General features: G+C 35.5%; 22 protein-coding genes. 10 read left to right on the top strand and 12 right to left on the bottom strand.

Annotated features, from left to right (window positions below):
- Positions 1–57 precede the first annotated feature (57 nt).
- Together ACIP9G_RS09120 and ACIP9G_RS09125 are read left to right on the top strand one after the other, a co-directional pair.
- Positions 58–972, top strand: a complete 915-nt coding sequence (locus tag ACIP9G_RS09120; protein WP_401018883.1) for a LysR family transcriptional regulator — start codon at positions 58–60, stop codon at positions 970–972.
- 170 nt (positions 973–1,142) lie between these two features.
- Positions 1,143–1,454, top strand: a complete 312-nt coding sequence (locus tag ACIP9G_RS09125) for a hypothetical protein (RefSeq protein ID WP_401018884.1) — start codon at positions 1,143–1,145, stop codon at positions 1,452–1,454.
- Positions 1,455–1,484: 30 nt separating this feature from the next.
- Here ACIP9G_RS09125 and ACIP9G_RS09130 read toward each other — a convergent pair whose 3' ends face one another.
- Positions 1,485–1,979 carry an NUDIX domain-containing protein gene (locus ACIP9G_RS09130; RefSeq protein WP_401018885.1) on the bottom strand — a complete coding sequence of 165 codons (495 nt, stop codon included), beginning with the start codon at positions 1,977–1,979 and terminating at the stop codon, positions 1,485–1,487.
- 284 nt (positions 1,980–2,263) lie between these two features.
- On the opposite strand from ACIP9G_RS09130, the gene ACIP9G_RS09135 reads away from it, so the two are divergent.
- The 5 genes from ACIP9G_RS09135 (at position 2,264) to ACIP9G_RS09155 (ending at position 6,700) form a co-directional block, all read left to right on the top strand.
- Positions 2,264–3,160, top strand: coding sequence for a hypothetical protein (locus ACIP9G_RS09135; protein WP_340825428.1), 897 nt, complete (start codon positions 2,264–2,266; stop codon positions 3,158–3,160).
- A 55-nt stretch (positions 3,161–3,215) separates the two neighbouring features.
- Complete coding sequence (locus tag ACIP9G_RS09140) at positions 3,216–3,944, top strand: ABC transporter ATP-binding protein (RefSeq protein WP_401018887.1); 729 nt, start codon at positions 3,216–3,218, stop codon at positions 3,942–3,944.
- Positions 3,941–4,957: an ABC transporter permease gene (locus tag ACIP9G_RS09145; RefSeq protein ID WP_401018889.1), complete on the top strand. Its 1,017-nt coding sequence runs from the start codon at positions 3,941–3,943 to the stop codon at positions 4,955–4,957. The genes ACIP9G_RS09140 and ACIP9G_RS09145 overlap by 4 nt, the downstream gene beginning before the upstream one ends.
- 146 nt (positions 4,958–5,103) lie before the next feature.
- Positions 5,104–5,982 (top strand): ABC transporter ATP-binding protein, encoded by an 879-nt coding sequence (locus tag ACIP9G_RS09150; protein ID WP_401018890.1) that lies wholly within the window; start codon positions 5,104–5,106, stop codon positions 5,980–5,982.
- 16 nt (positions 5,983–5,998) lie between these two features.
- Positions 5,999–6,700 carry an ABC transporter permease gene (locus tag ACIP9G_RS09155; RefSeq protein WP_401018891.1) on the top strand — a complete coding sequence of 234 codons (702 nt, stop codon included), beginning with the start codon at positions 5,999–6,001 and terminating at the stop codon, positions 6,698–6,700.
- 56 nt (positions 6,701–6,756) lie between these two features.
- On the opposite strand, the gene ACIP9G_RS09160 is transcribed toward ACIP9G_RS09155, so the two are convergent.
- Together ACIP9G_RS09160 and ACIP9G_RS09165 are read right to left on the bottom strand one after the other, a co-directional pair.
- The gene (locus ACIP9G_RS09160) at positions 6,757–7,830 is read right to left on the bottom strand and encodes an Rpn family recombination-promoting nuclease/putative transposase (RefSeq protein ID WP_401018892.1); all 1,074 of its coding nucleotides are present in this window, start codon (positions 7,828–7,830) and stop codon (positions 6,757–6,759) included.
- A 115-nt stretch (positions 7,831–7,945) separates the two neighbouring features.
- On the bottom strand, positions 7,946–9,139 hold the full coding sequence (locus ACIP9G_RS09165) for a YbfB/YjiJ family MFS transporter (protein ID WP_401018893.1): 1,194 nt from the start codon (positions 9,137–9,139) through the stop codon (positions 7,946–7,948).
- 692 nt (positions 9,140–9,831) lie between these two features.
- Here ACIP9G_RS09165 and guaD point away from each other — a divergent pair.
- A complete protein-coding gene (gene guaD / locus ACIP9G_RS09170) occupies positions 9,832–11,202 on the top strand; it encodes a guanine deaminase (RefSeq protein WP_401018894.1) in 1,371 nt (456 codons plus the stop codon).
- Between the two features lie 111 nt (positions 11,203–11,313).
- On the top strand, positions 11,314–12,666 hold the full coding sequence (locus tag ACIP9G_RS09175; protein WP_340825447.1) for a uracil-xanthine permease family protein: 1,353 nt from the start codon (positions 11,314–11,316) through the stop codon (positions 12,664–12,666).
- Between the two features lie 454 nt (positions 12,667–13,120).
- Here the strand turns inward: ACIP9G_RS09175 and ACIP9G_RS09180 are convergent, their stop codons facing one another.
- Positions 13,121–13,465 carry a winged helix-turn-helix transcriptional regulator gene (locus ACIP9G_RS09180; protein ID WP_340825448.1) on the bottom strand — a complete coding sequence of 115 codons (345 nt, stop codon included), beginning with the start codon at positions 13,463–13,465 and terminating at the stop codon, positions 13,121–13,123.
- Between the two features lie 136 nt (positions 13,466–13,601).
- Between ACIP9G_RS09180 and ACIP9G_RS09185 the strand changes: the two genes are divergently transcribed.
- Positions 13,602–14,228: a nitroreductase family protein gene (locus ACIP9G_RS09185; RefSeq protein ID WP_401019087.1), complete on the top strand. Its 627-nt coding sequence runs from the start codon at positions 13,602–13,604 to the stop codon at positions 14,226–14,228.
- A 266-nt stretch (positions 14,229–14,494) separates the two neighbouring features.
- On the opposite strand, the gene ACIP9G_RS09190 is transcribed toward ACIP9G_RS09185, so the two are convergent.
- From ACIP9G_RS09190 to ACIP9G_RS09225, 8 genes are all read right to left on the bottom strand, one after another.
- On the bottom strand, positions 14,495–14,866 hold the full coding sequence (locus ACIP9G_RS09190; protein ID WP_401018895.1) for a hypothetical protein: 372 nt from the start codon (positions 14,864–14,866) through the stop codon (positions 14,495–14,497).
- A gap of 29 nt (positions 14,867–14,895) precedes the next feature.
- Positions 14,896–15,330 carry a hypothetical protein gene (locus ACIP9G_RS09195; protein WP_401018896.1) on the bottom strand — a complete coding sequence of 145 codons (435 nt, stop codon included), beginning with the start codon at positions 15,328–15,330 and terminating at the stop codon, positions 14,896–14,898.
- Between the two features lie 133 nt (positions 15,331–15,463).
- Positions 15,464–16,819 carry a sensor histidine kinase gene (locus tag ACIP9G_RS09200; RefSeq protein WP_401018897.1) on the bottom strand — a complete coding sequence of 452 codons (1,356 nt, stop codon included), beginning with the start codon at positions 16,817–16,819 and terminating at the stop codon, positions 15,464–15,466.
- Positions 16,816–17,523, bottom strand: a complete 708-nt coding sequence (locus ACIP9G_RS09205; protein WP_401018899.1) for a LytR/AlgR family response regulator transcription factor — start codon at positions 17,521–17,523, stop codon at positions 16,816–16,818. The genes ACIP9G_RS09200 and ACIP9G_RS09205 overlap by 4 nt, the downstream gene beginning before the upstream one ends.
- A 171-nt stretch (positions 17,524–17,694) precedes the next feature.
- On the bottom strand, positions 17,695–18,258 hold the full coding sequence (locus ACIP9G_RS09210) for a 5' nucleotidase, NT5C type (RefSeq protein ID WP_401018900.1): 564 nt from the start codon (positions 18,256–18,258) through the stop codon (positions 17,695–17,697).
- Positions 18,259–18,274: 16 nt separating this feature from the next.
- Positions 18,275–19,360 (bottom strand): FAD-dependent monooxygenase, encoded by a 1,086-nt coding sequence (locus ACIP9G_RS09215; protein WP_401018901.1) that lies wholly within the window; start codon positions 19,358–19,360, stop codon positions 18,275–18,277.
- Positions 19,357–20,466 carry a bifunctional diaminohydroxyphosphoribosylaminopyrimidine deaminase/5-amino-6-(5-phosphoribosylamino)uracil reductase RibD gene (gene ribD, locus ACIP9G_RS09220; RefSeq protein WP_401018903.1) on the bottom strand — a complete coding sequence of 370 codons (1,110 nt, stop codon included), beginning with the start codon at positions 20,464–20,466 and terminating at the stop codon, positions 19,357–19,359. The genes ACIP9G_RS09215 and ribD overlap by 4 nt, the downstream gene beginning before the upstream one ends.
- A 20-nt stretch (positions 20,467–20,486) precedes the next feature.
- Complete coding sequence (locus tag ACIP9G_RS09225; RefSeq protein WP_340825460.1) at positions 20,487–21,212, bottom strand: GTP cyclohydrolase II; 726 nt, start codon at positions 21,210–21,212, stop codon at positions 20,487–20,489.
- Positions 21,213–21,231: the final 19 nt, after the last annotated feature.

A 21,231-nucleotide genomic window follows, 5' to 3' on the forward strand; every position in this document is an offset into this window, starting at 1 on the left:
AATAGAGCAGATTATTTATAATAGATATCAAATAAATTGATAGCTGGAGGAAATATCTTGAATTTTAATGATTTATTTATTTTTCGGACAGTCGTACAAGCGGGAAGTTTTTCTAAGGCAGCCGCAGAACTCAATTACTCACAATCTAATATTTCAATGAAAATACAAAATCTTGAAGAATTATATAATGTAACATTTTTTTATCGTGGGCATCGTGGGACTCGTTTAACACCTAAAGGAGAACACTTTTATGAAATCGTCTTAAAAATGTTACATCTGTATGATAAATCCTTTGAAATGCTCCATGATACGGGAGAACAAAAAGGATTTCTGCGTATTGGTTCAATGGAAACTACTGCTGCACTACATTTACCAACACTTTTAACTAAATTTCATAAGTCATATGCACAGATAGAGTTAACAATTTTAACGAGTACATCGATGGAGAATATTAAACGATTAGAAAATTATGAGTTAGATGGTGCATTTGTTACAGGGCCTGTTTATAAAGAGCATATTTTAGCAAAGGAATTTATTAATGAGGAGCTTGTAATCATTTCGTCAAACGTGCATAAACGAATTGAAAAATTGCGCGATATAGAAAATTGCACACTTATTACTTTCCGTCACGGCTGCTCTTATCGGGCTATTTTAGAACATTGGTTACATGAAGACGGTGTGCAACCACAGAAAAGAATGGAGTTTGGAACACTTGATGGAATTATAGGCTGTGTAGCTGCCGGACTTGGGGTAACGCTCCTGCCACGTGCGATTGCAGAAAAACATCTGGCTACGCAGCCACTCGCCATTCATGTACTGGCAACAAAGCAAACACAAATCCCTACTTGGTTCATTTATCGTCAAGATGATTTTCAACCACCTGCGCTAACAAATTTCATTGAATCGATTGGAGCGTACCAACAGCTTAGACAGCTGTATAAATTGCCGATAATGACAGCCTTCAAAGACTGAGAAATAATAGATGAAGATACTATTTTTAACAGGCTAAACTATACCAAACATCATGCGATTGCTAGCTATGATATCAATTCCCAAGGCTACTTCACGACAATTTAAGCGGAAAAAGCTATACTAAATATAGTTATGAAACATTTTGAATTTACGTTATGAAGGAGAACTAAATGGACTTATTTATAGCTAGTGATCGCCAATTGCCAATCCGTTATTATGTAAATGAAGCTATTTGGATTCGCCGTGGTTGTTTTTCACCACCGCAATTAACATTGCCCTTTTTTGTGGAAGTTGAAATTAAGAACAGCTACAATTTACCAATTATCACTCAATATATTCGAGAATTCCAATGTCAATATAAGTACACTGAAATGCAAATTTTAATTAAGGACCAAACTATATTTGCTGAAATGCATGATATGCTCACTGACCAGTTACTGAGCAATCACATGGTTTCCATACACCCACTTTTACCTAAGTAATTATTGAAAAGGTAACTTATCGATTTTCGTTCAACATGAACCTATAGCTACTGCGTCGATTAAAATTAATTTAGAAAGTGCATGGTCATTAATTACAAATGGTACTTCAGATGGTTCAACCCAAATTCTAGTACACGATTCATGTTCTCGGAGAAAAGGCAAGCATTCAAGAACATCCATTCTAAAAAATGCCTGATAACCAATTACGGGATATTTACCTTTTGAATTAAACAATGGATTTTCTTTATGACTCACTTCGATTGCACCTATGTATTGGATTGTTCCCTTTACATATCCCTCTTCATAGGACTCACGAAGTATAGCTTCTTCTATATTCTCTCCAGTTTCTACGTGACCACCTGGATAATTAAAACCACGATGTTTAATATGGGATAATAATACCTTCCCATCTTTCATACACACGGCATGAACACTTGTCACAATTAATGAATTATTTAATTTCATTCGAGGCATCCAAGTTAGTTTTACTTTGCCTCCATCCCAGTCAACAATAATAGTCTTCATGTATTTCCCCCGCTTTGTATAGTTACTTTTTAATAAATATCCTTATATTTCCTTTCTATAACCTTTCACAAATCCCTCTTAATCAACAATCTTTTTTTCGTTAGCTACATTAAATTTGAAATAGTGATTTGGATTTCATTAAATTACAATGATTTTGAGAAACATTAAAAACATAAAATTATCCTTCTCTAAATATGCATACAATTGGGTTAAGAAGAATAGAAACCTAATAGAGAGATAATGCAAAATTTAGCAAATGAAAAATAAAGTGGGGTGTAGAAGAAATGCTTGAAATAAGTGATGCAAAAGAATTAGTACTCGGAATTGTGCAGCATGATCCATTGTTTATCGTTCTACAACATACACCATTAGAAGAAACACTTTATGGTGATGCCTATTTAACACACATCCATGAAAAAAAATATTATAGTATTTCAGAAGTTGCAGGTTGGTTTGAAATAACGGATGCTATGCTTCGTTACTACATTAAACCTTTTGACCAGTATATTTTTGATAGCGCCTCTAATCATCAAATCACGAATATTCGGTTGGACCTCCCTGCCATTTTACGACTTCGGATGATACTACTTTTAAAGGACGAACACCGTGTAAAGGGCTTAAAACTTCTTCTAGGAATTGACGATAGCGGTCAGCAAATTAAACATCAAATTACGGCTACCACTCTTGCTTCATCAGATGATTTAGCCCATAAAGTCGATGTTTTAGGAAGTGTCCTACAGCAAATGATACAAACCGGTTTATTTCATATGGAACCTAATGAAAAGCAAGGAACATTGCACATTACGATTAACGAAGATTTTTTAGCCCAAAATGTTCTTTCTTCCGAATCGAACCGCAAAATTGAAGACATCCAAAATGAAACAAATGAACTGAAACATATAAATGAACATCTCCAAAAACAAATGCTAGAATTACAAGAAGGTAGCGTAAAGGATATCGTAAAAAAAATCCGTGAACGTCATATTGAAAATGAAATCGTTTCAACATTACGCACAGAAGCACTGCAACAATTTTCACTAGAGAATAAGTCAGGATTTTTCGCAAAAATTTTTAGATCCTCACAAATTGAGATGGAAAAAGAGCAGTTTGTTTTTAGCTATATTTCACAACATTTAGAAGAACGCTTGGAAGCAGCACTCAATACGTATTACGGTGCCTGACACACAAACAATTCTGAATTGTTTGTGTGCCAGGCACCTCAAAGGAGTTGGTTTTTTGAAAGAACATGCAATTACATTAAATGCTGTCGAAAAACGTTTTCATCATAAACAAGTCATAGCACCATTATCTTTCGACATTCCAACAGGTCAGTTAATTGGCTTACTTGGTCCTTCTGGCTGTGGGAAAACGACATTGATAAAATTAATAATGGGAATGTTACAGCCTGATAATGGTACTATTCATGTATTTGAGTACACCGTTCCCCATAAGCAGTTGTTAATGGATATAGGGTACATGGCGCAATCTGATGCTCTTTATTCAGATTTAACAGGTGCCGAAAATCTGCATTTTTTTGCAAAACTTTATCGATTATCAAAAAAAGAACGGCTTGAGCGTGTGACGTACGCTGCAAATCTTGTTCGTTTAACTGACGAATTAAATAGTAAAGTAATGCATTATTCAGGGGGGATGAAAAGGAGGTTGTCACTGGCAATTGCCCTTATTCAAAATCCAAAGCTATTAATTTTGGATGAACCTACAGTAGGGATTGATCCTGTATTAAAACATGAAATTTGGCAGGAGCTGACGCGTCTAAAAGAGCAAGAACATAAAACTATTTTAGTAACTACACATGCAATGGACGAGGCTGAACGCTGTGATCAATTAGCTATACTACGTAACGGCCACATTCTAGCTCAAGGTACACCGTTTGAATTGAAAACAAAATATAAAGCAAAAGATTTTGATGAAGTGTTTATAAAAGCTGGGGGTACAATACAATGAGAATTGTCGCACTAGTTACAAGAATTATTCAGCAAATGCGACGCGATAAACGCACACTTGCACTGCTATTTCTTGCCCCCCTCCTCGTGCTTTCATTAATGTATTTTATTTTTAATAGTAATGAGCAAGTTGTCACACTTGTTGTCTCACATGTTCCTACAGAGCTTATTGAAAAACTGGAAGCTGCTGATTTTGAAGTTACAGAAAATAATGATGTTACTATAGCCAAACTAAAAAAACAAAAATATGATGGTTGGTTAGCACTTCACAACAATCAAATAAAGCTCACCTTATTAAATGATGATCCTACTACTACTAAAGCCGTTATGATGAAGTTGTCACAAGTATTACAACCTGAGCAAGCTTCTAACATGACGATCACAACCGACTATGTATATGGTAACAAAGATACGGCTATTTTTGATATTTTCAGCCCAATGCTTATCGGCTTCTTTGTTTTCTTTTTTGTTTTTTTAATTACTGGTATAGCCTTATTAAAGGAACGTACTTCAGGAACACTAGAGCGATTACTAGCAACACCAATTAAACGTTCAGAAATTGTCGTAGGTTATCTGATTGGTTACGGATTGTTTGCCTTTATGCAGACAATTATTATTGTCCTATTTGGAATTTATATCCTCAATATTGTCCATGTTGGTTCTATTTGGCTCGTGTTCTTTATTAATATTTTAATTGCACTAGTATCGTTATCATTAGGCGCACTTTTATCTAGCTTTGCTGCCTCAGAGTTTCAAATGATGCAATTTATACCGATTGTTATTGTGCCACAAGTATTTTTTTCTGGTATTTTCCCACTTGACAATATGGCGGAATGGTTACAAAGCATTGGTCACATCATGCCATTGTATTATGCAGCCGATGCATTAAATGGCGTTATGTATAAAGGATATTCCTTTAATGAAATTGTAGTAAATTTAGTGATTCTAGCTTGCTTTGCTATGATCTTTATTATGCTAAATATTATTAGCTTAAAAAAATATCGTTCATTATGACATTCTCTGCCTGCGATTATTGGCAGAGTTTTTTTGTTACGCGCACAAACAAAATAGGAAATAAAACCATTTTAAAGGAGTATTTTTCGGTAAATTTATTTATAATAGATTCAATAGAATTATCACTAACAAAAAGGTGTGACCTTATGAGTGCAATAATGGAAGTACAAAAAATTTCTAAACAATATAAAGCCAAGAAAGTTTTAGACAATATTTCTTTCTCCATTTATTCCGAGGAAATTGTAGCGGTTGTAGGGAAAAATGGCTCAGGTAAGAGCACGCTACTAAAAATTATTGGGGGCATAGTGGATTGTGATTTTGGAGAAGTGAACAAACATGTACCATCTTTAAAAATTGGGTACGTACCAGAAGTTACTCCTTCTCAGCTATTCTTTACGCCAGAAGAGTATCTTTTTCATATGGGCAAAATTAGCGCCATACCTAAAAAAACATTACAACAAAAAATAGACGACTTACTCAAAATGTTTAAAATGCAAGAAGCTCGTTCGACAAGAATGATTAATTTTTCAAAAGGGATGAAGCAAAAAATTATGATCATGCAGGCGATGCTTGAAGAAACACATCTTCTCATCTTGGATGAGCCCCTATCTGGACTTGATCCTCGCGCCCAAATTGATTTAGAAAACATCCTTTTATCCTTAAAAGAAAACGGCTACAGTATCGTTTTAACTTGTCATGAAACAAAATTACTAGAAAATCTTGTGGATCGTGTCTTATTAATTCAAGATGGCCAAGTGATGCAAATAGAGGCATTAACGGAAGCCACTATTCCAAGCAATCAATTAGTTTTTGAGTTTCCCAGCCAAAGTTCGCTGGAGGATTTCCTACCTCTTATTCAAATCAAACAAATGCGCACATTAACTAATGGCTATCAAGAGGTAATGGTAACGGTTAGTCAGGAGAATACAAATAAGATTTTATTGGCATTACTCCATCGTAATGCTGCCATTAGACAGCTTATCCCTATAAATCATAAGAAGAACCAATTTTATAACCATTTTTAGGAGGTTTACTAAGTAAATGATGAGTTTATTGCACTATCAATTGATAAATTATCTAAGGACTTATAAATATATCCCCCCTTTTTTTATTTTCATTTTATGTACGGTAGTCAATTATGCATTTGTGCCAAACCCAATTTTAGATAGTTACTCATTTACTTCAACTCTGCTCTTCTTGTTAATGGGATGGTTTACAGTAACAATATTTCATGCGGAGGATGAAGGGCAAAAAGTCATAACTATACTTCATTCTAAAGGGGAAAAAGCGTATTTTGGAGCGCTTTATTTGATTTGTATGGCGATTGGTTTTTGTCTCAGCTGGGTGTCAGTAATGTACCCTATTTTGATAGATGCATTTGGTGAGAAACCAAGAACTTTACATATAGTATTGGGCTTCTTAGCTCACTTTAGCCTATCAATTCTTGCGATTGGACTCTCTGCTCTTTTTACAAGGGAACTGGTGAAAAATAAGCAAAATTCTTGGTGGGGTGTTCTTAGTATTCTAATCATTTCAATAGCAATTGTCTCCTTGAAACATGAAGTAAAGGGTTTTATATGGCTATTCCCCCCTGTACATCTTTCTTTAGAAATGATGAGTTCAGATGATAGCCTTCGAGCAATTCCAGCCATCTTTTATTGGCAATTTATTTGGATTTTTATTTATAGCTTGCTACTAATACGTCTATTCTTCTTTATGTTGAATCGTAAAAAGAAAATATAATAAGTGCCTGGCACCCAAACAATTCTAAAAATTGCGAGTGCCTGGCACCTAAAATTTTAATCGTGTAATCCTTTTAACTGCTCAATTTCAGTAACAGTTAGCTCTGTTAATTCTGCGATTGTTTCAATATCGGTGTTTCTTTTTAATAATTTCAATGCAATTTCCGTCTGCATCTTTTTTTCTCCGTGTTTGATACCTTGTTCAATGCCCTGCTCTATACCTTGTTCTATTCCTTGCTCTATTCCTTGTTCTATTCCTTTTTCTATTCCTTTTTCTATTCCTTGTTTTAATCCTTGTTCTATACCCCGTTCTAATCCTTTTAATAGCCCTTCTTGCTCCGCTATATGTTTTGTATCTTCTAGCTTCGCCGCTTCATCAAGGATATATTTCAAACGAGATTGGTAAGCATAATAATCTTCAGGTGACTGACTTAAATCTTGCCAAACATTAAAAGCATTGAATAACTCCTCATCTTTCATGGCGAGCGCCTCCAATTCCAAATAGATTTCTTCATAGACTTTCTCTTTGCGTACATCGACCATTCCTAGTAGCATTAACCATTTCGCAAGTACATTTTCCCACGAATTTAATTGCTTTGCATACCATTGCTTTATAAATTTATTCATGTCGATAAAATGTATTTCCAGCACATCATCCATTTTAAACTTCCCCTGATTGTCGTAAAGTTGGAAAATAGAATGATAATCTTCTGTTTGTTCAAATAAACTAAAATTACAAATATTGACAGTAATTGTTGGTCGTAGTTTGTGGTACCCCATCCCCTTACGAAGCTGTGAAGTATAAATTCTTGACCAATAATACAGTGTTCTTTTCATCATATCGTATTCATTTGTTAGTTGAATTTCTACATTAATAAATAAATCTTCTTGTGTTTTAACTAAAATATCCAAACGTGATTGCTTATCATCTACATGCTCGTTACCAAATTCTTGCCTCATAAAAGAAATCTCATTAACAGCGTTACGACCAGTGCGATCTAAAATAGCATTTAGGAAAGCCACAGTAATGTTTTTATTCTGCTCAGTGCCAAAAAATTGTTTAAATGCATAATCTACCTTTAAATCTACAAATCTCTCAAGTGGGATTTTACGTAAAGTCTTTACACTCATTCGCATCACTCCAATTGATTTTCCTCAATTATAACATTTTGTCGATTTAGGAAAAAATGATAAGAGTGCCAGACACACAAACAATTCTGAATATTTCGGGTGCCTGGCACCGTAATTAAGGTGTAGATTGTATGTTTAAATTTGCTATTTTTTCTTGTTGTTTCATGACGATCCATTTACCGCATAACATCACTAACAATGCTAAGAATACAATAACTCCAGCAAATATGAGTGCTGCTTTATAGCTGTTGTATATTACTACAAGCTGTCCAGCAATTATTGGCCCGATTATTTGTCCGAATGCATAAAATGTTGTTAATACTGACACGACTGGACCACTCTGGGTTGGAAAAAGCTGTCTAGCATATGCGGTTGTTAATGTTACAATGCCAACGAATGTTAAGCCAAATAAAAATGAAGACAATAAGACACTCCACACTGTTTGTGAAAATACCGGCAACAAAATCCCTAGCACTTGTAATATGTATGCCACAAACAATATTTTAATTGCGGAAAACTTTTCTAATAAAACTGTCCAAACTGGGGCAGATGGAATTGCCGCTACACCAACAATGACCCAGCTATAAGAAGAGTACGCTTGGAGCGATGGAATATTATGAATAATATCTACTAAAAATGTCCCTGTAATAATATAGCCAAGCCCTTCAAGCCCATATGCAGCAATAAGCCAAGGCATAAAACCTCGCGACATTTTTGTATCAGACGATTTAGTAACTTTCACGCTATCGTGAACTTGTAAATTTCTCCATAAGATCAATGTAATAATTAATAAAAGTGCTGATAAAATTCCTAAGCCAATCCAAGTACCTTGCCACGCAAAACGTACTTCAATGAAAGGTACGAACAAGCCAGATATGGCAATGCCAAGCCCTATACCGCTAAATAAATAACCTGACCACTTTGTCAGTGACTGTTTAGCTAAATAATCCATAATAATACTAGATGTTAAAACAAATATAAGCCCTCCTGTAATCCCTGCAATTAAGCGCAGGACAAGCCAAACACTATAAATTTCAATTAGCCCCATAAGGACAACAGAAATGACGTTTAACACAACACTCAACAGTAAAAAATTTTTCTTTTGTCGATAGATAAATCCAGCCCACAATGCCCCAATAAAATAACCAATATAATTACTGGATGCTAAAAAGCCGGCAACATTAAATGAAAAACCGACATCCTCCCGCATAAATGGCAAAATAGGTGTAAAAGCAAAACGGCTAATGCCCATTGCTACTACGAGCAACAATACTCCTCCAAATAATACCCCTATATGTTGACGATTCATCGCATCCCCTCCCCTTTTTATTGTTAATAAAAGGATACTTAATGAATATTAATAAAGCAAACATATAATTTATAAAATTTTTCCAGTAATCAATTTATAAAACAATATTTTATATATGTTGCACCGATTTTTTTTCACAAAAAAGACTCAAGTATTTACACTTGAGTCTTTTGGTAAATCTATTTAATTAATAATTGGCTCTTAAACTAATAATGGTAAATAAAATGATCAAAAAAACGAGAAGACATAATCCCACTATAATAATAACCTTTTTACCATACATACTTAATCACATTCCCTCTAAAAAAATTAATTGAATGTTAATAGTGATTGGTATTTTACAACTTTACTAGTTGATTTAATTACCTTTTTCTAGGAAACTTCTACTTTATTTAATACAGCAACATTAATTTCCAAGCGTCTTCGATAGTCTACACCACCTTTAATTGATAATAGTTCTCACTTATATTTTATTTAAAAATCCCTAGGATGCCAACCCCTCATTCCTTTTCCGCCTCACTATATATTTCCATTCCATAAAATTGTTGTAAAACTCTTTTCATTTTATGTTAATTCCCCTTTAATCTCTATTAAATCAAAAAGCTTTTATTCGTTTTTTTATAGACTTTACAGTTTAATTGTCCTATAATATTCCCTGCTGATACTAAAATACGAACGTTGAGGTGTAAACCATGAGTGAATATACGCAAATTTTTAAAGGGACTGCTTTTTCAAGTAAGTCTTCAAAAGAAGTACAAATATTAAAAGATTATCTTTTTTGCATTAACGCAGACGGCATGATAGAAAAAACTATTGCACCGGAACATCCTGAATATCAAACCTTACTAAATACATACGAAGGGAAAGACAATTTCCATCAATTAACTGACGGACAGTATTTTTTCCCAGGCTTTGTCGACTTGCATGTACATGCACCCCAATGGGCTCAAGCTGGAACGGCTTTAGACATTCCTCTAAATGACTGGCTAAACACATATACCTTTCCAATCGAATCTAAGTTCTCTGATTTAGCATTTGCCAAAGAGGTCTATGAAGATTTAGTTAGTACCCTACTTGCCAATGGCACAACTACATCGTTATACTTTGCAACTGTCCATAAAGAGGCGAGCTTATTGTTAGCTGAAATATGTGCTACAAAAGGACAACGTGGTCTAGTTGGGAAAGTTGTCATGGATGACCCTGAACAAAACCCAGAATTTTATCGTGATGCAAACACAGATACAGCATTAGCAGACACAGAAGAATTTATTTTAGCTGTTAAAGAATTAGCAAAAACTACAAAACAAGGTGTATATCCCGTTGTAACGCCTCGCTTTATTCCAAGTTGTACAGATAGTGCATTAAAAGGTTTAGGTGAATTGGCTGCTAAATATGATACTCATATCCAATCTCACTGTAGTGAGAGCGATTGGGAGCATGGTTATGTACAGGACCGCTTCAACAAAAATGACGCCTATGCGTTACATGACTTCGGTTTATTAGGTGATAAGTCTGTTATGGCACATTGCAATTTTTTAAACGATGAAGATGCAGAATTATTTGCTGAAACAGGTACAGCGATCGGTCATTGTCCAATCTCAAATGCTTATTTTGCAAACAGTGTCATTCCAATTGCACGTTTCCATTCAAAAGGGGTGGATATTGGTTTAGGATCAGATATTTCGGGTGGCTTCTCTCCGAGTCTTTTCGATAATGCAAAACAAGCTGTTATGTCATCTAGAATGTTGGAAGATGGTGTTGATACAGCGCTACCTGCAGACAAACGTGGCGTGCCAGATTCACGCATTACAATTAATGAAGCATTTTATTTAGCAACAGCTGGCGGTGGTGAAAGTTTAAGCCTACCAGTTGGTCGCTTACAAGAAAACTTTACGTGGGATGTTCAAGTAATCGATACAAAAATAGCATCTGCCAAACTTCCAATCTACGATAAAAATGAAGAATTGATCGATATCTTCCAAAAAATCATGTATCTTGTTCGTCCTGAAAATATTCGTGAAGTGTGGGTGCAAGGAACGAAAGTTCATGAAAGAAGCAAATAACTAAACACAAACAATACTCTCCCCTTTGCTGTAGCAGCAGGTGGAGGTCATGAACAAAGATAAAAATACTAATCATTATATAAAAACTTAAACTTTGAGGTGTACATCTTAGTGGAAACGCAAAAAAACAATCTAGCAAACGATAAAAGTAATACCACGCATTTAACCGTTTTACCCGATGAAAAAGTGCCATTTAGCCAATCAGTTCTTCTAGGTTTACAGCATGTTATGGCAATGGACGTCTATGTAGTTCCCTTCCTTATTGCGATGTTAATTGGTTTGCAATCAGGTCAATCAAGTGCATTGATACAATCGACTTTTATTGCAGCAGGGATTGCGACAATTGTTCAAACTCATTTCTGCATGAAGCTACCGATCGCACAAGGGCCGTCTTATGTACCACTAGGTGCGATTGTAGGTATTTATGCCGCTAGTGGCAGTGGCGAACTTGGTTGGAGCTCTGTGTTAGGAGCAAGCTTAATTGGTGCAATTTTTGTCATTATTTTAGGCTATACAGGTATTTTCAATAAAATTGTTAAAACTTTTATTCCTCCAATTGTAGGAGGTACAATTATTTTCGTTGTTGGATTATCGCTAATGCCAGTTGGTTTAAGTAGTAATATTTTTGAAGGTGCTGGTGCTACGATTAACCAAAATATTTATTTAGCTCTTATTTCAGCTATCGTATTAATTGTTTGTGTAATGCTAGGCTCTGTGTTCCGTCAAAAAGGTCGTGCATTTCGTATCGCATCTGTCATTATAGCGTTACTTATAGGTTGTATCGCTGCTAATATAATGGGTGTATTAGATTTATCAGCAGTTGGAAAGGCAAAGTGGTTTAGCTTACCACAAATTCCTTTCGCAGATTTTGGCTTTACATTTAACTTTTCAGCTATTTTGACAATGATCATTATTTATATTGTATTAATGGCTGAAACAACAGGTACATGGTTTGCGGTTAGTAATGTTATTGAAAAACCATTGACAGATAAACAAATAAATCGTGGGGTAATCGGAGAAGGTATCGGCTGTTTCATCGCCTCATTATTAGGTTCGACACCAGTAACAGGCTATTCAACGAATGCAGGTGTTATTTCCATTACAGGTATTGCAAGTCGTCGTGTCTTTATTGCTGCAGGTGCTTGGTTTATTTTGTTCGGTTTTTCTGGTAAATTAGCGGCATTAATTTCTGCTATTCCATCGGCAGTTATCGGTGGTGTCTTCGTTATCGTTTGTGGCATCATTGCGATTAGTGGGTTACAAGTAATGAAAAATGAACGCATCGGCGAAAAAGAAATGTACGTCATCGCTGTACCAGTCATTTTAACATTAGCGTTAACATTACTACCGAAAGATTTCTTATATTCTTTACCAACAACGGTTCAATATTTATTTGGCTCACCAGTAGCAACCGCTGCTCTAGCTGCCATTCTTTTAAATAAAATATTACCGAACGTTAAATAGATTACTAAAGTATGAGATTGTAGATAAACTTACAATGTGAGTTTGCCTACAGTCTCTTTTGTTTGTTCAACGTAGTCCATTGAAAATAGTAAAATTCGACAAAACGATGCTATGATGGATTTACTGCATTCATCAGGATTGGTGAACAGATGCAATGTATTTCCAAAAGATGTTCATAAACAACCAGAATGCCACGCATGTTGAAATTGAAGAGGAAAAAATAACGATGCCATCTAACGACGGATATTATATGAAATCAATGCTTTATGGAACAACGGAAAGGAATTATTTGTATTGTATATGAATGTAGAATAATTAGGATCATCTAAATTACAAAGCAACCTACCTTGGACTTCAATTGCTTTGAGTAAGATGTATAGGAAAACTCAAATAATTTCTATAAAAAAAGACAAAATACCTTAAGAGTGCACCCTCTTAAGGTATTTTGTCTTTTTTATGTTGACTCTTTCGTAGTTTGTTCAAAATCACATAAATCAATCCATTTTTGAATAGACAGGATGACTTCCTGAAATGCTAAGCCGTTCGGTGTTAACGCATATTCTACTTTTTTTATCGATGAATCAATATATTTTTTCTCGATTAGTCCTGCTTGAACAAGCTCATTTAGACGTTCTGTTAGCAAACGATCAGAAATGCCAGGGATAGTGGCATGTATTTCATGATACCTTTTTGGACCAGGCAATAACGTATAGATGATCATGCCCATCCAACGTTTTCCTATAAATTCAATTGCCTGATGGTAGCTACTACATATATGTGAACAATTAGATTTAGTCATATAATAACCTCCCATTTTTAAATTCCGTATTTCTATTGTAACACACAAAATTTTTTATTTGACGTATAAACTTACTAATGGTAAGATTCTAATTATCAACTTACCATTAGTAAGTTTTAAGGAGGACATTATGTCAATAACAAATAACAAAGCGAATCTATATACAATTATGGAGGATCGAAAATCAGTGCGTGTTTATGATCCTACTTTTAAAATACCTCAAGCAGAGCTTGAAGAAATCATTCAAGAAGCAACAAGTGCACCGTCCTCTAGCAATCTACAAGCATGGAGATTTCTTGTTATTCAAGATGAAGCAGTGAAAACAGAGCTTCGTGCTATTGCCAATAACCAAGAACAAGTTGAAACATCATCAGCAGTTATTGCGGTGTTAGGAAATGCCGAAATGTATCAACAAGTTGAACAAATTTATACACAAAATGTCGCAGAAGGTCATATGGGTGATGCACAGAAGGATTTAATGATTGCGAATACCCTACGCACTTACCCATCTGCCCCATTAGAAGTACGAAAAAATATTGCTACATTTGATGCAGGTCTTATTTCAATGCAACTTATGCTTATCGCCAAAGAAAAAGGCTATGATACTGTGACAATGGGCGGTTTTGATAAAGCGAAATTTGCTGAACGATTTGAATTACCAGAGCATATTTTCCCTGTAGTCCTTATTGCTATCGGTAAAGGTGCTGCACCTGCTTATGGCTCGTCTCGTTTACCGTTAAAAGATATTGCTCGTTTTATTTAAACAAACGAAGAGGCTGAGATATAACTAGCTTATATTAAGAAAAAGAGAAATCGATGACATCCGATTTCTCTTTTTTTCTTTGGTAGTCCCTTTTCTCCTATATCCTTGTAAACGTCCAAGTATCTTCAAAAATTTGCTGGCAGTAATGTAAAACCTATTTCGTTTCAACCTTTGATTCTCCACAAACAGGAAAATAGAAACGCAAATTAGCCCTTAGAAAACTAAAAACTGGTTCCTTATTTTATTGAGGCTGATTTCCAGCCTCCCTATAATTGAGAACGAAGAAGTTCGAATTTATGCATTGCAGCGCTTTGTCTGACATCCACTTGCTCGTTTAATTTCGCGAGATTATTAAATGTATGAAATTTGCTTGTAGAATTGGCTTTAAACATAACGTCCGCTGAGTAGTTATATGGATTCGCTGGCTCATTTACACCGTAAAATGGATTATAAGGATTAGCCGTAAGTGAAGAAAGCGAGGCAGCTTTTGTATAAGTTTCTGATTTTTGCGGGTCGTGCTTTTTTACGATTGCCTCCACATCTGACTTTTGTTGTTCAGATAATTGGAGTTTTGGATTGGATAATATGGATTGTGCATATTTAGCAACAGTTGCGCCATGGTTTGATGTAATATACATAGAATACATTCCTTTCGTAAATAATGAATTTAAAATTTGTTACTAATTTCATTTAATTTACTATAAATATTATAGAAGTTAGCATTGTTACTTGACTTATTTTTTGGGTAATAAAAGTTACTTAGATAATTTGATGAATTAAATGTACTTAGATTAAACCCATTTGTTAAATTATCTAAAGGATTAGAGGAAGTTCCTAAAAAACTATTATTGATACCTGACATTAATAAATCACTAAAGCCTGCACTATTCATACTAGCAGCCCCAATTAATTTCCACATTTGACTGTTTTGCATAGTCAGAGCATCTGTTTTAGCCGCTTCTTTAGTAAAATGTTGCGTCGTCTCATTTAAAACTTCTTGGAAAGTCTTTTTTTGTTGCGCAGACAAATTTAATTTTGGATTACTTACGACTTTCGCTAAATAATTTTGGATAGGTAAATAACTATTAGTATAGATGGACATACAATCACCTCGAATTAAAATCTTACTTTTTATTTCGACGCAACTAGTCTGAAATGTTTAAATGTGTCATGAAAAACGTTTTACATGTCATGAATGAAAATACTCCCTATGCTTAGCATAGAGAGTAAAAGGATTATAATTGTGCATGAAAATGTAGCAAAACATGTAATTCAAACACTTGATGGTCTGTATTGATTTGAATGTCCCCATTATATTTTTTGGCGATATCTTGTATAATTTGAAGACCAAGTCCACCCTGATAGTTGTTTTCATTCACAAAAGCGGGTATTGGGTTTTTAATTGTTAAAATATACGTACATTTATGTTGTATCGAATGAATACTAATCGAAGCACTAGGGCGATCTTTTGTAGCAGTCAGTGCGTTGTCTAGTGCGTTATGAAGAATAATACACAAATCATATACATCGCAATGTACATAGCTTGGATACGTGAACGTAGACTCAATCACAACAGATTGTGCCTGCGCTTTTTTTATTTTTTCTTGAATTAATAAGTCAACAATCGCATGACCAGTAACAGATTGCGTCACTTTTGAATCCATCTGCTGTTGCATACTGTTTAAATAAATACTAGCTTCTGTTAATTGTTTCGTTTCAATAAGCCTCTCTACTGTGGCCGAATGGTTTTTTACATCATGTTTTAACAGTTGCATGTCTTTGTATAGGGCATCGATACTTTGAAGATGGGCTTGTAGCTGCTGGGATTGATTTACAAGTACTAGCTGCTTTTGCTGTTGTACACGTTGTAAGTCCAGTTTTTGCACTAAAATAAGCACACCAAACATTGCTGCTATTATGATGCAATTATGGACTCCCCAATATTTTAAAAACTGATCAATAACGTCTGGGTCGATTGGGTCGCCTATGACCTGATGATATTTGTTCATCATAAAATAGCTCGACATTCCAATAAGTGGTGGAAGAATAAGTAGTAAAATTTCCCGATTTTCAAAAATACGTGGATGCATATGTATACATTTTTCGTAAAAATGAATGACACACCATAAACCAATGATGTATAAAGCAAGTAGCACAAGCATCATCCAAATTGTATAGCTAAAGTACCCTATTGTTACATCGAACAGGTGGGGAATAATCCATTTTTCTACTAAGTAAAGCGATAGATCACTAATTGGGCGGTACAAAATAATGACAATCGTTGGTGCCATCCACCGTATTGAAAAATAAGTAATGACAATGAAGAACTTTAAATAGACAGAGTTATTTTTTAGTGGTAGTAATAATAAAAAAGCAGTTAATGATGCAAATAAATAGACGCCAAAATTTGAAATATCACCTATAAACCATTCTAGTACTATAACCGTGATAAAATAGCCGATTGAAATAATTAGTAAATACGAATGCTGAATAAAAATTCGACAAAAACGGTAGAAAAAATAGGCGGTACAAAATTGCATAGACCAATTAAATATATTGTTTACCATTTCAAAGTAACTATAACTAATCATGTATGTATATATCCTTTTTGCTGTATGTAATCCATATAAGTTTGAATGAACTGTGTATATTTCTTTTGCGAAAGTTTTAATATAGTTCCATTATCTAGTATAATTTGTTGCTTAGTATAGCTTGTAATATAGTCGAGGTTGACTAAATAAGAGCGATTGATTCGGAAAAAGCTGTTGCCAAGATTTTCTTCATACTGTTTGAGTCGCCCTATAAATGTGTATGAGCTATTTTCTTTATGCACTGTAAGTTTACGACCGAATACTTCAATGTAGTAGATTTCGTGGTAAAAAACTTTTTTTAAGTCAAAGCCAGATTTAATAACAAGATATGGGGAATCTATAGATTGACTAGAACGGTTTTCAAGTGCTGTATGTAATACCTCGTAAAATTTTTTCGTGTCAAATGGTTTCAATAAATAATGAAATGCTTGAACATCAAATGCTTGGAAAACATATTGTTCAAAGGCAGTTACAAAAATAATTGGGTTTAGCTGCTGGCGAGCTCTTAATTTTTCAGCTACGGTTATACCTTTGATATCAGGCATTTCGATATCTAAAAATAATACATCAAAAGAACCGACTTGATTTAATAATTCAAGCCCATTTTGGAATTGTTTAATTTGGGCGTTAGGGTAACGTAGTTTAATTTTAGATGCAATCGCATTCGTTATTGCTTTTTCGTCATCGCATATCCAAATATTCAAAGAAATCACCTCTCTTGTTCGAAAGTCTATCATTAAAATGTGGAAAGTCAAACGGGCCCAGGCTACATCCAAAGAAAACATCCGCTGAGACGAACATTAACGTGAACAGCAAAAAAGTGTTAGATTGATCGTAGTCAATCTAACACTTTTCTTCGTTTGTCCATGCACATTTCAGTCATTGATTATGCTTAAAAACTCATGCCAATGATGCAATCGCGGCAATGCTACAAGCTGATTATACGATTGATTTTTTAATATTACTTTCGTCTTAATACCTTGTAACGTTTCTAACACTGCCGGTTTATCATCAACGTAAACATCTAAATCAAGCTCTTTAATAATAGCTACTTTCTCCACATCCTGCATACCACAATAGAAATGACCCTCTTCTACAGGGAAACCTTGCGCTTTCATCCATTGTTGCGTTTGTTGACAATATTGTTTTGGACGTGACGTAATATAATAAATTTCATGTCCTTGCTGATGTAATGCTTGCAATGTTTCAAGGGCCGCTTCGAAAATTGGACAATCTGTAAAATAGATTTCATCCAATGAACTGTTCCACATTGCTGAGCCCTCTGCATCTGTTAATCCAAAGGGCTCATGAATCTCTACTCTTTGCAAAGCTTGAAAGGTTTCGTCTGCTATATTTTTGCCTAGCTTTTTATTATAAAGCAAAAAGGCATGTGCACGTAAATCGATCAACGTATCATCTATATCAAAGCCAAATTTCATCTATATTTTCTTCCTTTCAAGATGCCTGGTCTATAAAGTGAAAGGCAAAAGTTTGTTCTTTTTCAATTTGCTGCGCCAATACTTCTTCAATGGCCTGTTCTCGCAGTTGCTGAAAATCTCTCACATTAAATTGTTGAATAGTGTCCTTATTGAGTAATGAAGCAAGACAATCAGCGTCCTTTAGCGCGCTATTTAAGCCGAATGCGCCAGTAGGTGTCATCGTATGAACGGCATCGCCTAAAAGGACAAGTCCTTGTGTCCCCCAACAGTCACAATGACTACTAAACACATCAAGTAAGACAAAATCTTGCCATGAACGAATATGGTGAGTAACGGTTTCCTCTAATTCAGGAAAAGCTTTTATAAGCTGGCTAATAAACGGAGTAATTGCCTGTTTTCTAAGCTGCGGAAAATCACCCTGTTTAATATTCCAACCAATTTGAATATTGCCCCCTGTCTGTGAGAAAAGCGACAATTGCATATCATCAATGAGCGCCATTTTAATTGCCGGCTCCCAACCTTGTGGTGCAGGAATTTTTGCCCATAGTAAATCAAAACCATGCTTATGCTTTTGAATAGCAATATGTGCTCGCTTGCGAATTGTAGAATATCGGCCATCTGCTCCTATTATAAGCTGGCTCTTAATTTCAATCGTTTCTTCGTCCTTTGTCGCGATAACGCCGACATATCGTCCTGAAGAATCTGTCTTTAGTGTTGTCACCTTTGTATTTAGGAAACACTTAAAATTTTGGAAGTGAATTGTATGTTGGAGTATTCCTTTAAGCAAATGTGCTTGAGGAACGTGAATACCTAAATGTCCTACAGAAGCATCTGGAAAAATTGTTTTAAACGCTTCGCCCTTCGCATAATATTCTAGTTTTTCCATTCGTAATAAACCGAGCGCTTCTATCGCTTCAAAAAGATGATGATTTTTGAGAACCGTCTCGCCCTCTTCATTTAAATGTTCACCGCGAAAAGCCTGCCCAAGTGCGGAGCTTTGCTCTAGCAGTATCACGGACAGACCCTTTTTCGCTAGCAAATGCGCAAGAAGTGCACCACTTGGTCCAGCCCCTACTATACATACATCTGCATGAAATTTCACTTACCTTCACCTTTTTTCGGATAAGCAATAATGCGTAAATCTTGCCCCACCTTATCGAAAGAAGCAAATTCTACATCCCACGCTTCATCCATTGTGGCTGCATTATAGCCCGCAATTGGCGTTAAAGATAAACTTCCACCTAAAACCTTAGGCGCTACGTAAATAACGTATTTATCGATGGCCGCATTTTGTAAAAATGAAGCATTAATCGCACTTCCACCCTCGACTAAAATATCAGTAATTCCAAGTACATAAAGCTTTTCTAACATATCATCAATATGAAGACCTTCATTACTTTTTCGAACAGGTAGAACAGTGACACCTTTAGCCTCTAAAATGTCGATTTGCTCTTGCATAACATCCTCACTGCATACAATAATCGTTTTCGCTTCTTCTACATTTAGAACATTGGCATGTGCAGGTGTGCGAAGAGAGCTATCCATAATGATGCGTATAGGATTTTTGCCGTGGCGATCTTTTAGTCTCGTTGTTAAAGATGGATTATCAGCAATCACTGTTCCAACGCCGACTAATATTGCATCTACTTCGTGACGAATATGGTGGACATCCTCTCGAGCTTCTGCACCAGTTACCCATTTAGAATGCCCCGTATGTGCTGCGATTTTCCCATCTAATGTCATAGCGTATTTTGAGATAATAAAAGGTCGTTTTGTTATCATATTGTGTATGAAGCGTTCGTTTAAACGTCGTGATTTTTCTTCTAACACACCTACCTCAACCTCAATACCTGCATCACGCAATAATTGAATACCATTACCTGCTACAGCTGGATTAGGATCTTGCATCGCTACTACAACGCGGCTCACTTCTGATTCCTTGACTAAATTAGCACAAGGGGGCGTTTTACCGTAATGTGAACATGGCTCTAGCGTTACATAAAGAGTAGCACCTTTTGCATGCTCTCCTGCCATACGAAAGGCATGCACTTCCGCATGCGGTTCCCCCGCTTTTCGATGTAAGCCCGTGCCTACGATAACACCATCTTTTACAATAACAGCTCCTACAAGAGGATTGGGGTTCGTATTCCCTCTTGCACTCGCTGCCAAATCTAATGCTAACTGCATGTATTTTTCATCTGTCGTCATCTTTGTACCCTCCACTTACTTCACTTCCGAATATGACCAGATTTTTCTACCTTAGTATCTAAATAAAAGCGATTTGTCTCAGTCAAACCTCCCCATAACGGGATATGTCCATCCGCTGCTAAACCGTGCATCTGTAAAGCAGATAGCTTCTTCGGATTGTTTGTAATCAATGTAACAGGCTTCGAACGAAGAGCCGTTAAAACTGTAACCGCTTCTTCATACGAACGCGTGTCATCTTGGAAGCCAAGTGCAAGGTTTGCTTCTACAGTATCTAAACCTTCTTCCTGTAATAAATAAGCAAGAGATTTAGAAAATAGACCGATGCCACGTCCTTCATGATCGGCTAAATAGAAAATCGCTCCGCATCCATGATCGACAATCATTTTCATAGATTCATGTAATTGATAACCACAGTCACAGCGTTGGCTACCAAATATATCGCCAGTATGGCAAATGCTATGCATGCGGATTAAAGCATTTTCTTCATGGGCGAAATCACCGTAAACTAGTACGGATGATTGCTGAGAAAATGCTAAATTTGCCGTTGCTAGCCCATCCATTATTTCTTCTTTTGACAAATTGCCATCAACCTTTAACCAGTTATACCATTGAAAAGTCGCTGAAAATTCACCTTGCTTAATAGGTAACTTTACTGGACCTACTAGACAAATATTTTCTGTCTCAGAATGCTTTACAATTGTCATTTTGTCTTTCACTATATCCACTACTTTAGTAGTAATTGTCATATTTATCGCCAACTTTCTA

The organism is Lysinibacillus sp. NPDC093197 (assembly GCF_044754025.1).
Classification (GTDB): domain Bacteria; phylum Bacillota; class Bacilli; order Bacillales_A; family Planococcaceae; genus Lysinibacillus.

Excerpts from the sequence above, each read along its gene's own strand:
- ACIP9G_RS09200 (WP_401018897.1), bottom strand. The coding sequence starts at position 16,819 with ATGATTAGTTATAGTTACTTTGAAATGGTAAACAATATATTTAATTGG.
- ribD (WP_401018903.1), bottom strand. The coding sequence starts at position 20,466 with ATGACGACAGATGAAAAATACATGCAGTTAGCATTAGATTTGGCAGCG.
- ACIP9G_RS09210 (WP_401018900.1), bottom strand. The coding sequence starts at position 18,258 with ATGAAATTTGGCTTTGATATAGATGATACGTTGATCGATTTACGTGCA.
- ACIP9G_RS09150 (WP_401018890.1), top strand. The coding sequence starts at position 5,104 with ATGAGTGCAATAATGGAAGTACAAAAAATTTCTAAACAATATAAAGCC.
- ACIP9G_RS09160 (WP_401018892.1), bottom strand. The coding sequence starts at position 7,830 with ATGAGTGTAAAGACTTTACGTAAAATCCCACTTGAGAGATTTGTAGAT.
- ACIP9G_RS09225 (WP_340825460.1), bottom strand. The coding sequence starts at position 21,212 with ATGACAATTACTACTAAAGTAGTGGATATAGTGAAAGACAAAATGACA.
- ACIP9G_RS09130 (WP_401018885.1), bottom strand. The coding sequence starts at position 1,979 with ATGAAGACTATTATTGTTGACTGGGATGGAGGCAAAGTAAAACTAACT.
- ACIP9G_RS09180 (WP_340825448.1), bottom strand. The coding sequence starts at position 13,465 with ATGACTAAATCTAATTGTTCACATATATGTAGTAGCTACCATCAGGCA.
- guaD (WP_401018894.1), top strand. The coding sequence starts at position 9,832 with ATGAGTGAATATACGCAAATTTTTAAAGGGACTGCTTTTTCAAGTAAG.
- ACIP9G_RS09145 (WP_401018889.1), top strand. The coding sequence starts at position 3,941 with ATGAGAATTGTCGCACTAGTTACAAGAATTATTCAGCAAATGCGACGC.
- ACIP9G_RS09135 (WP_340825428.1), top strand. The coding sequence starts at position 2,264 with ATGCTTGAAATAAGTGATGCAAAAGAATTAGTACTCGGAATTGTGCAG.
- ACIP9G_RS09125 (WP_401018884.1), top strand. The coding sequence starts at position 1,143 with ATGGACTTATTTATAGCTAGTGATCGCCAATTGCCAATCCGTTATTAT.
- ACIP9G_RS09155 (WP_401018891.1), top strand. The coding sequence starts at position 5,999 with ATGATGAGTTTATTGCACTATCAATTGATAAATTATCTAAGGACTTAT.
- ACIP9G_RS09190 (WP_401018895.1), bottom strand. The coding sequence starts at position 14,866 with ATGTATATTACATCAAACCATGGCGCAACTGTTGCTAAATATGCACAA.
- ACIP9G_RS09195 (WP_401018896.1), bottom strand. The coding sequence starts at position 15,330 with ATGTCCATCTATACTAATAGTTATTTACCTATCCAAAATTATTTAGCG.
- ACIP9G_RS09165 (WP_401018893.1), bottom strand. The coding sequence starts at position 9,139 with ATGAATCGTCAACATATAGGGGTATTATTTGGAGGAGTATTGTTGCTC.